This window comes from Acinetobacter sp. NIPH 542 (genome assembly GCF_000369825.1).
Taxonomy (GTDB): Bacteria; Pseudomonadota; Gammaproteobacteria; order Pseudomonadales; family Moraxellaceae; genus Acinetobacter; species Acinetobacter oleivorans.
On the sequence record NZ_KB850205.1, the window covers coordinates 219878 to 232694 of the forward strand.

General features: G+C 39.6%; 12 protein-coding genes. 4 read left to right on the forward strand and 8 right to left on the reverse strand.

What is annotated here, in order from left to right; genetic code table 11:
• Window positions 1–7 precede the first annotated feature (7 nt).
• The 5 genes from F886_RS04370 to F886_RS04390 all read right to left on the reverse strand — a co-directional run bounded on the left by F886_RS04370 (window position 8) and on the right by F886_RS04390 (window position 7046).
• Window positions 8–964 carry a DnaJ C-terminal domain-containing protein gene (locus tag F886_RS04370; protein WP_005301915.1) on the reverse strand — a complete coding sequence of 319 codons (957 nt, stop codon included), beginning with the start codon at window positions 962–964 and terminating at the stop codon, window positions 8–10.
• 146 nt (window positions 965–1110) lie between these two features.
• The gene (locus F886_RS04375; RefSeq protein ID WP_005301917.1) at window positions 1111–1722 is read right to left on the reverse strand and encodes a LysE family translocator; all 612 of its coding nucleotides are present in this window, start codon (window positions 1720–1722) and stop codon (window positions 1111–1113) included.
• 135 nt (window positions 1723–1857) lie between these two features.
• Window positions 1858–2733 (reverse strand): Hsp33 family molecular chaperone HslO, encoded by an 876-nt coding sequence (gene hslO, locus F886_RS04380; RefSeq protein ID WP_005301920.1) that lies wholly within the window; start codon window positions 2731–2733, stop codon window positions 1858–1860.
• A gap of 163 nt (window positions 2734–2896) precedes the next feature.
• Entirely contained in the window at window positions 2897–4741 is a 1845-nt protein-coding gene (locus F886_RS04385) for a monovalent cation:proton antiporter-2 (CPA2) family protein (protein WP_005301924.1), read from the reverse strand.
• 76 nt (window positions 4742–4817) lie between these two features.
• On the reverse strand, window positions 4818–7046 hold the full coding sequence (locus F886_RS04390; RefSeq protein WP_005301926.1) for a primosomal protein N': 2229 nt from the start codon (window positions 7044–7046) through the stop codon (window positions 4818–4820).
• 148 nt (window positions 7047–7194) lie between these two features.
• Here F886_RS04390 and gspF point away from each other — a divergent pair, with 148 nt between their 5' ends.
• The 3 genes from gspF (at window position 7195) to F886_RS04405 (ending at window position 9484) form a co-directional block, all read left to right on the forward strand.
• Entirely contained in the window at window positions 7195–8400 is a 1206-nt protein-coding gene (gspF, locus tag F886_RS04395) for a type II secretion system inner membrane protein GspF (protein ID WP_005301929.1), read from the forward strand.
• A gap of 20 nt (window positions 8401–8420) precedes the next feature.
• Window positions 8421–8870, forward strand: a complete 450-nt coding sequence (gspG, locus tag F886_RS04400; RefSeq protein WP_171067764.1) for a type II secretion system major pseudopilin GspG — start codon at window positions 8421–8423, stop codon at window positions 8868–8870.
• Window positions 8871–9139: 269 nt separating this feature from the next.
• A complete protein-coding gene (locus F886_RS04405) occupies window positions 9140–9484 on the forward strand; it encodes a hypothetical protein (RefSeq protein ID WP_005301935.1) in 345 nt (114 codons plus the stop codon).
• Window positions 9485–9547: 63 nt separating this feature from the next.
• Here F886_RS04405 and F886_RS04410 read toward each other — a convergent pair whose 3' ends face one another.
• Window positions 9548–9808 (reverse strand): DUF2798 domain-containing protein, encoded by a 261-nt coding sequence (locus tag F886_RS04410; protein ID WP_005301937.1) that lies wholly within the window; start codon window positions 9806–9808, stop codon window positions 9548–9550.
• A gap of 240 nt (window positions 9809–10048) precedes the next feature.
• Between F886_RS04410 and F886_RS04415 the strand changes: the two genes are divergently transcribed.
• Window positions 10049–10387: a tRNA-binding protein gene (locus F886_RS04415; protein WP_005301940.1), complete on the forward strand. Its 339-nt coding sequence runs from the start codon at window positions 10049–10051 to the stop codon at window positions 10385–10387.
• A 1-nt stretch (window position 10388) separates the two neighbouring features.
• On the opposite strand, the gene lnt is transcribed toward F886_RS04415, so the two are convergent.
• Together lnt and F886_RS04425 are read right to left on the reverse strand one after the other, a co-directional pair.
• The gene (gene lnt / locus F886_RS04420) at window positions 10389–11948 is read right to left on the reverse strand and encodes an apolipoprotein N-acyltransferase (RefSeq protein WP_005301941.1); all 1560 of its coding nucleotides are present in this window, start codon (window positions 11946–11948) and stop codon (window positions 10389–10391) included.
• Window positions 11945–12784 carry an HlyC/CorC family transporter gene (locus F886_RS04425; RefSeq protein ID WP_004794939.1) on the reverse strand — a complete coding sequence of 280 codons (840 nt, stop codon included), beginning with the start codon at window positions 12782–12784 and terminating at the stop codon, window positions 11945–11947. Before F886_RS04425 ends, lnt begins: the two co-directional genes overlap by 4 nt.
• Window positions 12785–12817 lie beyond the last annotated feature (33 nt).

Sequence of the window (12817 nt, forward strand, 5' to 3'; positions counted from 1 at the left end):
TTGCTCCCTAATGAGATGAACGAGGTTCGAATGAAGCGAAGGCTTCAGCCAGTTGCTGATAAGCTTGTTTTTCTTTTTCAGAATGTGCGGGTGGGAATACAATATTTAAAATTAAATAGAGATGGCCTGGCGTTTTATTTGGTATCCCTTTGTCTTTTAAACGTAGCTGTTGTCCTTGTTTTGCGTTGTGAGGTAAATTGACGTTTAAAGGTCCAGCTGGTGTTTTTACCTCAATACCTTGACCTAATGCAGCTTCCCACGGCGCTACATCTACAGTCAAATATACATCGCTACCTTCAACATGAACGCGGTCTGTATCTTTATACTGAATTTCAATATAAAGATCGCCATTGGCACCGCCATTGATACCACTTTGTCCTTGTCCACTTAAGCGAATTTGCTGACCTTCTTTCATACCTTTTGGTATTTTCACCTGTAAGGTTTTGCGTTGAACTTCAGGCTCGCCATAAGCATTCATGGTCGGGATTTGCAGGGTAATCTGTTGCGTTGATCCATGATAGGCAATATCAAGATCAACCTCTATGCTGGCATGTTGGTCTTCACCGCGATAACTACGCTGTTGTCTTTGGTACTGCTGCTGACCACCACCAAATCCTGCACCAAAGCGTCCAAATAAGTCTTCAAAACCGCTAAAGTCTGCTTGTTCACCACCTGTAAAGCCTTGGCGATAAAACTGTGCTCCATCAAAACCACCTTGTGCAGCACCCTGACCAAAGTTATTAAAACCTTGAGGATGATCTAACAACTGGTCATATTCAGCTTTTTTTTCTGCATTGCTTAACGTGTCGTAGGCAACATTAATTGCCTGCATCTTTTCTTCTGCATCTTTTTCTTTGCTGATGTCTGGATGATATTTACGGGCTAATTTTCGATAAGCTTTTTTAATTTCATCAGCAGAGGCTTTGCGTGTAACCCCTAATTCTTCATAATAATTTTTTGCCATAATGTTTTATCACGATGGAGTTGTTTATTTCATTATGAAACGATTTTTAGAGTTTTCAATAAGCTAGATTGTATAAGAGTTGTTCTATTCTAAAATGAAATTGATAGAAAAAGGTATAGGCAAATGAGGCCTATACCTTTCATGATTTAGATGAAACTTTGATATAAGCCATACAGGGCAATAAGTAAAAGTAATAAACCGCATAGCCCTAATATTTTTGGATATAAATGACTGTTAGAGAGGCGACGGAAGAATATATAAACCAAAGATAAGGTGAGGAAGTCTAAAACAATCCATGTCAGGGTGAGTATGGTTAGACTTAAATTTAATTGAGGGGTAATAGAGACGAATTGCGGAAAGAAGGCCGAGAAAAAGATAATATCTTTAGGGTTTGAAATACCGACGAGAAAGCCTTTTTTAAAGCCACCATTTTGTGCTGAAACTGTTTGTATCGCTTCTGGATGAGGTGCTTGAATTACTTCTTTAAGAATACTAAAACCCAAATAACCAATATATAGGCAGCCTAAAATACGAATGATATTGAGATAACTATCGTTAACACTCAGTACTCCCTTTAAAACGAGTACTGAAATAAAAATTAAGACAAGAGACGCTAGATTTGTACCAAAAATGGTTTCAAGCGCTTTTTTATAGCCTCCTTTAAGTCCAGCGCTTGCAACTAAAATCATTACGGGGCCAGGGGTCGCAATCATAATAATTACGCTAAAAATAAAGAGAAAATAATCAAAATAATTCATGGCGTTTTAAGCATCTATTTATAGGCTATAAAGTAGCCTTATATTATCCTATTTAAAATAAAATATTGAAAACTATCATCAAAAGTACAGACAAATAAAAAGGCGGTATATCCGCCTTTTTATAAATTTTAATAATTAACTCAAATGTTCACCAAATAATGCTAAAGCTTCTTCAGCAGTAAATGTGTATTGAGTATTACAGAACTGACAATCCATACGAATAGGGTTCTGTTCTTCTAAGGTTTCATGAACAGCGTCTACACCAATTTGAATCAGCGCATTTGCACAGCGTTCTTTTGAACATGTACAACCAAATTTTAGTGCTTCAATTTCTGGTAAACGAACTTCTTCTTCGTTATATAAACGATATAAAATTTCGTTTGCATCTAAATTGGTCAGCTCTTCGGCTTTTAATGTTTCGGTCAACATCGTCAAACGTGGCCATAAATCTTCATCGACTAAGTTTTGCTCTTCTTCATCATGGCGTGGTAAAAGTTGAATTAGTAAACCACCAGAGCGTTTGGTCGTACTTGCTAACACAATGCGAGTTGGGATTTGCGCAGACAAATCGTAATACTGCATTAAACAGCCAGCTAAAGTTTTTTGATCAAGAGGGACAATCCCTTGATAACGCTCGCCAAATTCAGGTTCAATATTAATAAATAAAACTGGATTAACTAAAGCGCCAAGAACTGTACTACTGTCTGTTGCTTCGATGAAGCGTGGGTCCGTTTCGTAATCAGCTAGAGCACGTACTTCACCCAAATGATTACATTCAGCCATTGCCCACTTAAAGGTGCCGCTAGCCTGGATTTGCAAGCTGATACGGCCTTTGATTTTTAGTGTACTTGCAAGTAATGCAGTCGCACTCAACATTTCACCTAACAGAATTTTAACCGCAGGCATATAGTCACGTTGAGCTAAGATAGTTTGTAGTGCCTCTTCTAGATGAACTACTTCCCCACGAACCGGAAAGTTCTCAATATAAAAGCGTTGGCGTAAATCAGACATAATATTCTCCAGGGCCCTAAGCAGAGTATAACTATTTCGTTTTAATCAAGCTTAGGAAATGCAGCGAAGCCGCAAGCCGGACAGGGGCAGCTTTGTGCCCATTGTCCAATTATTTAGGCAATGTGAATAAGTCCTTAATATAGCCATTTTCTGAAATCTCAAGTTATTCTAGATGATCTCTTGTAATGTCGATGCGATTTGGTTGTAAATGACGTTTTAAATTCACATCATGTTTTGACGTAGCCTGTTGCTGTGCATCACTTTCAAACAAATGTTCAAGTTCGGCTAAGGCATTACGATGCGTTTCAAAGATCTTCTGTTCATCAGTATAAATACTTTGCTGCTGTATGAGCAATTTCTCATCATAATCCCGAAAGATTTCGATATTGTTATAGGCTTGTTCATCTGAGATACCGAGTTCTCTCAAGGCGCGATAAGCCATTCCTAATGAAGATAAATACGTCTCACGCCAAATGTATTCAACGCCTAAATCTCTTAAAAGATGTACGTGATGGCGGTCACGAGCACGAGCCAACAGCTTTAAGTTTGGGTAATTTAATCTGAGATGACGTGCGACATTCATTGAATCTTCAACATCATCAATCGCTAAAATAAATACTTTGGCTTTTTCAATACCTGCCGAACGCAATAAATCTGGCTGGGTCACATCACCATAATAAAGCTTACCGCCGTATCGACGAACAAAGTCCACTTGATGAAGATTATTGTCGATTGCAGTAAAGCCCAAATGTTGCAGACGGGCAATACGCGCGATAATTTGTCCAAATCGACCAAAACCAGCAATGATAATCGGGTTATCCTGCTGAGGAATTTCATCGTACTCAGGTGGACGTTCCTTATTAAATAGAGGAATGACTTTGGTTGCCATAATCCAGTAAATTACTGGGGTAAGTACCATCGACAACGTCACAATAAGGGTCACTGGCTCTAATAGAGCTTGAGTTAAAATCTTCTCACTTTTTGCAAGACTCAGAATTACAAAAGCAAATTCTCCGCCTTGTGCCAAGCAAGTACCCAAAAGTAAACTATTGTTCCAACTGTATTTTTTATAGCGGGCAATGGCAGTCAATATCAGTGTTTTGATGAGTAATAAGCCGACTGCTCCACCAATAATAAGTAAAGGCATTTCAATGAGTAGTGACAGTTGGGTGGTCATACCCACGGTCATAAAGAATAAGCCAAGTAGTAAACCTTTAAACGGTGCAATACTCGCTTCAACTTCGTGACGAAATTCTGAATCTGCTAATAATACGCCTGTAAGGAACGCGCCTAATGTGGTGCTAATTCCTAAGGTATCCATAAGCAAGACAACGGCAAGGATAATAAATAATCCTACTGCTGTAATAAGCTCAGTCGCGCCACTTTTGGCAACAAAACGAAAGAATGGACGCATCACGTAGCGACTAAACAAAAACAAGCCCGTAAAGGTTGCAATAATCGCCGCAAAATAAGCGATCCCGTGATGGGTTGATTCTGTTCCTGCCAATAATGGAATGATGGCAAGTAAGGGAATCGCCGCTATATCTTGAAAGAGCAAAATCGAAAAAGACTGCTGACCATAAGTGGTGTTGAGTTGCTGCTTTTCAGTCAGAAGCTGTAAGACAAAAGCTGTGGAAGACAGTGCAAGGGCAAAACCAATGACAAAGCTAACAGAAAGCTGCTGTTTAAACAGTAATAGTATGATCAGCATAAGTACGCCACCGCTAATGAGGACTTGCAGACTTCCCATTACAAAAATAGAGTCACGCATTTCCCACAACCGCTGTGGTCTTAGTTCTAAACCAATCAGGAACATCAATAAAATGACACCGAATTCGGCAAGTTCCATAATTGCTTCAGGGTCATGTGCAATATTTAAAACACTAGGACCTAGAAGTATTCCTGTAAATAAATAACCTAAAACTGTTGCTATCCCTAGGCGTTTGCCAAGAGGGACTAAAATCAGAGAAGCTCCAAGAAAGATTGTTGCTTGCAGTAGGAATGACATTCATTGCCTCGAATGTATTAGTCTCTTTTAAGTGTAAAGCCAAAAAGGCTTCTTCACACCATGATATTCAAATCATCTAATTAAATTCTTGCGGATCGACATCAATTGATAGCCTGAGTTGATGCTGTCTTGGTGCATGAACCAATTGAGACCACCATTGTCTTAAGTAAAAATGTAGGCGAGCACGGTCAGCAGATAAAATCACCATGTGGGCACGGTAGCGTCCCGCTTTACGTTCCATCGGCGCTGGAATAGGTCCCCAAATATCAACAATCTCGCCAGCCACTTGACGAAGTTGCTCGGCAGCTTCATTTAAAAACTGTAAGGTATAGTCACGATCTTTAGACTCTGCACGTATGAGTACTGCATAGCGGTAGGGCGGTAGTAAAGCAACTTTACGTTCAGCCAATGTTTGTTTGGCAACCGCGCGATAATCCTTTTCAATTAAAGTGATGAGTAAAGGATGATCGGGTCTTAATGTTTGTAAATAAACATGGCCTTTATGCTCACCACGGCCTGCACGGCCAGCTACTTGAACAATCAATTGCGCAGTACGTTCTGGTGCGCGGATGTCTACGCTAAGTAAACCTGCATCAATATCTAAAATGGCAACTAATGTGACATGCGGAAAATGATGGCCTTTTGCCAACATTTGAGTGCCGAGTAAAATTGTTGGTTTGTTTTGATGAATACGGTCATAGATTTTTTGCCAGCTTCCGACACGACTGGTACTGTCACGATCGACCCGAATTACATCATGATCTGGAAATAGTTCTTGTAAATGCTCTTCAACCTTAGCGGTTCCTGCGCCTAAAGTTTTTAAGCTTTTTTGCTGACATTCAGGGCAATGATCGGGTAAGCGATGAATGGTTCCGCAGTGATGGCAGTGTAAATAAGAATAAGGCTGAGTGTGTAAGGTAAAATGCGCGTCGCAATGCGGACAATTTGCTTGCCATCCACAGCTTTCACAAACCAGTACAGGTGCATAGCCACGACGGTTTAAAAAGATTAAAACCTGTTCTTTTCTAGCTAATGTATGTTTGATTTGTTCAATAAGGGGCTGGCTAATTCCATGCTGTTTTTTGACAATTTTAAGATCTATCAAATGCATTTTAGGCAAAAGTGCATGTCCAGCACGTTTGTTGAGTTGCAGTGCAGTTAATTTGCCAGTTTCGACCAAATAATAACTATCAATACTTGGCGTTGCTGAACCTAAAATAACAGGGCAGTTTTGCAAGTGACCGCGGTACAGTGCGACATCACGCGCATGGTAACGGAAGCCTTCTTGTTGCTTATAAGACAGATCATGTTCTTCATCTAAAATGATGAGGCCCAAACGTGGCAGTGGCGTATAGATGGCAGAGCGTGTTCCTAAAATAATAGACGCTTTTCCGGTCTGTGCCTGTTGCCATGCTTGTAAGCGTTTGGAGTCATTTAAGCCAGAGTGCAATAAAGCAATATCACAGTTAAAACGAGACTTAAAACGGGAAATCGTTTGAGGGGTTAAACCAATTTCAGGTACTAACACCAGTACTTGTTTACCTTGTTTTAGCACCTCGTGCATGATGTGCAGATAAACTTCGGTTTTACCACTTCCTGTTAAGCCATCTAATAAAAAGGCTTGGTATTGATGTTGCGCGTTTACGACGTGCTGGGTTGCTTTCTTTTGGTCTTCATTGAGTGTGAGCGGCATTTGTGCCAATTGAACAGGTGTTGGGCTAAAGTCATGTGGTTCCAGCGTGCAGTCAACCAGTCCTTTCTTTTGAAGTGCTTTAAGCGTTGCTGTTTCTACACCACTTAAATTGAGAATATTTTCTGTAGTTCCGGCAGGGTGTAATTTTAAAATTTGATACGCATCTTGTTGCTTTACCGAGCGTTTAAGTAGTGCTTCAACATTGTCACAGGGTGTGATTTTCCAAAGATGGAACAAAACATCCATCGGTTTGCCCTGACGCAATAAGGCTGGAAGAGCCGTTTGCATAACCTCACCAATTGGAAATTGGTAATATTGCGCGGACCATGTCAATAAACTTAAAACTTGTTCATCTAAAATTGGTTCTTCATCTAAAAGTTCAGAAATGGCTTTAAGCTGAAATTTGCCTGTAAATGATTCATTTGGATTCACTTTTTCTGTAATGATGCCAATTAAGCTTTGGCGTCCAAATGAAACAGCTACGCGTGAGCCTACGTGAGCCCGTTCATATTGTGCTTGGGTGAGTGTATAGTCAAAAGTGTCGTACAGATGCACAGGTACGGCTACACGCACACGATAAACAACTGAATCAGGCTTTGGCGTTATGGTCATAGAGGCTCATTTCGTCAATTTTAAAAAACGGCATAGCGTCGTGAAGAGGACTTGGGTATTCTACACAGGCTATAGAACGAATATGAATGATTGCGTAGCATAGATGCAACAGCAGCGACTATTATTTTTGGAAAATTAGAACATTACCATGCCTGCATATCAATTTACTGCCATTGATGCTTCAGGGAAGCAGCAAAAAGGAGTGCTTGAAGGAGATTCAGCACGCCAGATTCGCCAACAATTACGCGATAAAGCATGGACACCAATTAGTGTTGACCCTGTTGAACAAAAAGATAAACATCAAAGTCAGGGGTTATTCCAAAAAAAGTTCAGTGCTTATGATTTGGCACTCATGACCAGACAACTTTCTGTTTTGGTTGCAGCCGCAATTCCTCTAGAAGAAGCTTTACGTGCGGTGAGTAGGCAAAGTGAAAAACCACATGTGCAAAACCTTTTATTATCTGTCCGTTCTCGCGTTTTAGAAGGGCATTCACTCGCACAAGGGATGCAGCAATCTGGACGGTTTCCAGACCTCTATATTGCAACGGTCGCAGCTGGTGAGCGGTCTGGGCATTTAGATCTGATTTTAGATCAGCTCTCTGATTACACCGAAAACCGTTTTGCCATGCAAAAGAAAGTTCAGGGCGCTATGATTTACCCAATCATTTTAATGCTGATGTCTTTTGGTATTGTGATGGGCTTAATGACTTATGTTGTGCCAGAGATTGTAAAAACGTTTGACCAAAGTAAAGATGCCTTGCCGTGGATTACAGTTGCTTTAATGAAAGCCAGCGATTTTATCCGTCATGCTTGGGTGTTTATTATTATTTTTGCAGTTGTGGGAATTGTCGCATTCGTACGATTTTTAAAAACGACTGCTGGGCATTATGCTTTTGATCGATTAACACTCAAATTGCCATTATTCGGTAAACTGTCACGTGGTATTAATTCTGCACGATTTGCCAGTACTTTATCTATTTTGACTCGTTCAGGCGTACCTTTGGTCGATGCCTTAAAGATTGGTGCAGCAGTGACCAGTAATTGGGTCATACGCGATTCAATTGCCCATGCAGCTGAGCGTGTTACCGAAGGTGGTAACTTGGGTACACAGCTTGAGCGTAGTGGTTATTTCCCACCAATGATGGTACAAATGATTCGAAGTGGTGAGGCATCAGGCGAACTGGACCGCATGTTAGAACGTGCATCGACCATGCAAGACCGTGAGGTTACAACATTCATTTCAACCTTACTGGCATTACTTGAACCACTTATGCTGGTTCTAATGGCAAGCATTGTACTGGTTATTGTAATCGCGGTTATGCTGCCAATCGTAAATATGAACAATATGATTTAATAACTTTGATATTAGAGATAATGATGAAAGTACAACCTATGCAACGCAAACGAAATAAAAACTCAGGATTTACCCTCATTGAAGTCATGGTCGTGATTGTAATTTTAGGCGTGTTAGCAGCGTTAATCGTACCAAATGTCATGGGGCGTAGTGAAAAAGCTAAAATTGATACCACCCAAATTACATTAAAAGGTGTGGCTGGTGCTTTAGATCAGTACAAGCTTGATAATGGACATTTCCCAACCATGCAAGAAGGCGGGCTAGATGCTTTAGTTAATCAACCTGCAACAGCGAAAAACTGGATGCCGGGTGGCTATGTAAAAGGTGGTTATCCTAAAGACAGTTGGAAAAATGATATTCAATATGTCATTCCTGGGGCAGATGGTCGCGCTTTTGATTTGTATTCATTTGGAGCAGATGGCAAAGATGGTGGTGAGGGTAATGATGCGGATATTTATTATCAGCCTTAATTGAAAATATAATAGAGATTATCAATTTAGTTAAAAAGATAAACCGATAAATTCGAATTGATAATCTCTCTCAATCAGAAAAATATAATAAACAACTGAAAAATATAAATTAAAATTAATAATGATATTTGAGATTTATAATAAGAATTATTCCCATATTTAATAGTTACAAGAAAGTTAAAATGTAGAGAGAAATAAGCTATATATTTAAATGAAAGCTTTGCATAATAAATAAAAAGCACTTTATTCAATTAAAAAGGAGAGATTAAATGAAAGCATTTCTCATATTAGATGAACTGACTCAGTTCCATTGGGTAATGCTCAAATCTGTCCTATTGATTTTGGGTTTATTGCCAATTGCTGAATTTTCATTAAAGTTATGGTTGAGTACAGAGGGAAGTAGCCAAATTATGATTGGCTTCTTTGCATTAAGTATTGTGAGTGCATGGTTGATGGTGAGCTTCTTTACCGCATTAAAAGCGAGTGTCTGGCAAGCTAAACAAATATCTACGAAATATGAGCAATTACTGTTTAAAGCTTATCGCTATGTACCCATGGTCTTTTTATCAAGTCTAGTTGCTTATTTATCTTTAGAACTATCTATCGCTTTTTAATGATATTTTAAAACCAGATTTTTAAATAAAACGTAGACTCAACATCTACGTTTTATTTTTTAGTTAAGCAGGTTGTACCAATATTGCCGTAATTTTACGAACAACAGGTAAGACTAAAAGTAACGTTGGAAAAGCAATCAGCCAAGAAATGACCCATGCAGACATCCAGACATAAATGGAAAATTCTTCTAGCCCTAAACTTCGTAAAGTACTGACCATAGACACTACAAAAGTCATAATGATGGATAGAAGAAAAGGTAAAACGATAGATGTATAGCGATTTGGAAGTTTTTTAGAACTAGACAAAGATTTTGAGTTTTGCATTTTTGACTCCGTAAACCAACAAACGCCAGTGCCATTCAAAAATATAAAAATATTTTGAACAAATAGCTCCAAGCATTGTTGGAGGTATGGGCACGTTGATTGACGTAAACGTTTACGGCTTTTTAATGAGCAGATTTAATTTAGCATGAATTTTGAAAACTGGAAATAAAAAGAGGGTGTTTCTTTATTTGTACATATTATATGCTTCAAATCAGATATTTAAGAACATGAGAAAAGTAAATGGAACAAATCGAGTGGAATGATTTTTTAAAAGTAGAGCTTCGCGTTGGTAAAATTATTCAAGCTGAAGTTTTCGAAAAGGCGCGTAAACCTGCCTATATTTTGCATGTAGATTTTGGTGAAGAATTGGGTATACGTAAATCAAGTGCTCAGATTACCAAGCTATATCAACCACAAGATTTAATTGGTAAATTAGTTGTTGCTGTAGTGAATTTCCCTAAAAAACAAATAGGGCCTATTCAGTCAGAATGTTTGGTGACAGGGTTTCATAACGCAGATGGGGACGTTGCACTTTGTATCCCAGAGTTTGAAGTTCCTCTGGGTACAAAGCTATTATAATTTAGCGACGTGATTTAAAAGAAACGTCAACTTTACGTGGACGATACACCCAACCTAAAATCAGCAGTAATACTGCAAATCCTAACACTGGATAATCACCTAAACGGTTATAAAGAGTTTGACCTTGCATGGCAGGTAAATCACCTCTCAAGACAAACTCTTTATCGAGCGGTGCTTGTTCAGTGATATGACCATTTTGATCGATAAATGCTGTTACACCAGTGTTGGTTGCACGAATAAACCAGCGACCATTTTCTTTAGCACGCATCTGCACCATCTGTAAATGTTGCCATGGCCCCGCAGTACCCGTAAACCAAGCGTCATTAGATACAGTCACTAAAAAGTCGCTGTCTTCTGCATTACGTCGGGTAAGGTTCGGATAAGCCACTTCATAACAAATTGCAGCAGCAAGCGCATGTCCTTTAATTAAGAGTGGTTTCTGGTTACTCTCGCCACGTGAAAAACCGCTCATGCTAATATCATTTTGCATGGCTGGTAATACCCATGAGAGTAAACCTGATAGTGGAATATATTCACCAAACGGCACAAGACGCTGCTTTTTATAAAGACCGCTTGAATCACTGCCAGAAGCCATAATACTGTTGTAATACAGTGGGCTACCAACTTCATGAGATTTGGTAACATCCCAGTAAGGAATTCCGGTTACCCATGCAGTGTGGTTCTTTTTAGCTTGTGCATCCATTGCATCCAAAAACGGTTCAATGTCAGTTTGGAAGAGTGGAATTGATGATTCAGGCCATACAATTAAGTCACGGCCCCATTCAGATTGAGTCAGACCAGCATAAATTTCTAATGTTCTAACTTGATATTCAGTCAGCCATTTTAAATCTTGTGGAATGTTGCCTTGAATGAGCGAAACGCTAAGTGGTTTAGCAGCTTTAGGTTTTACAAACTGTATATATGATGCTCCCCATGCACCCAAAACTAATAGGGCAGACGGGATAACCCAGAAAATACGTTTGCGCAGAACTTCAACTAAAGCACATGCTAATACAATGACAACGAAGGAAATTGCATAAATACCGAATAGAGGTGCGTAACCATCAAGTAAACGTTCAGTAAAAGCGTAACCCACAAACAGCCATGGGAAACCTGTAAATACCCAAGTTTTTGCCCACTCGAAAACAATCCAGAGCGGCGCAAAAGTCAGCGGCGTTTCAGGGAAGAAACGTCGGTAAACCCAAGTCTGAAATGCGGTGAATAAGCCCATAAGCAGGGCCATAACAGCAATCATACCCACGCTTAGAAAAGCATTGGTATCGCCATATACATGGATGGAAGTGTAGAGCCAAAAAGCGCCTACAAACCATAAGCCGAAGCCATAGCTCCAGCCAATAGCAAATGCTTGTTTAGCTGAGCGTTTATGTAGTGATGCATAGAGTAGGGCTGGAGATAAAATTGCCAACCACCACCAATAATAAGGTGCCAGTGAAAAACTGAACACGGCACCTGAAAATAAAGCAATGAGTAAAGGAAAAATTAAAGGAAGCTGTTTTTGTTGTTGCGAAGAATCTAACAGCTTTTCAAAGTATGCTCTCATTGACGTACAGCTCGAATCAGATGAATAGTGCGGGCATCTGCTTCAACGATTGTAAATAACCAATTTCCAAGCTCAACAGTTTGACCTTGTAAATCACTTACTAGACCAATCTCTTGAAGCAATAAACCGCCGACAGTTTCTACTTCATCGTCAGAAAAATCAGCATCTAAAACAGTATTGAAATGTTCGATTGGTGTAAGTGCTTGCACCATCCATGCATTTGCTACCGTATGGTCATTGTCAGGAACAATGTACTGAGCATCTTCATCAGCAGTGTCATGTTCGTCTTCAATTTCGCCAACGATTTCTTCAAGAATATCTTCGAGCGTAACAAGACCAGCCGTTGAACCATATTCATCAATCACAATAGCAATGTGAGTCTGAGTATGTTTCAACATGCGTAGAACCTGATCGGAACGTGCGCTTTCTGGAACAAATAAGGGTTGACGCATAAGAACTCGAATATCGACTTTGGTATTCGGTTCGGTTAGAAACGGCAGTAAATCTTTTGCGAGCAAAATCCCGACAACATTATCAGGCTGATCAGAAGAGAAGACTGGAAAGCGTGAGTGAGCAGACTCGACCAATACATCAAGAATATCAAGTAACTGATCATCTTCTTGCAAACTGATCATTGCTGTTCGTGGTGTCATGACTTCACGAATTTTTGTAGCTGGAAGGTCAAGAACACCTTCAAGCATGGCAACAGTATCTGGTTCTAAAAAGCGACGTGAATTTTGGACTAATTTTAATAATTCATCACGGGTTTCTGGTGCTGTGCCTAACCATTTTCGTAAGCCGCGCATTCCCCACGACGGACTTGGTTCCTCTTGCATGATCTTTCCTAAAGACTCAATCTATCAAATGAA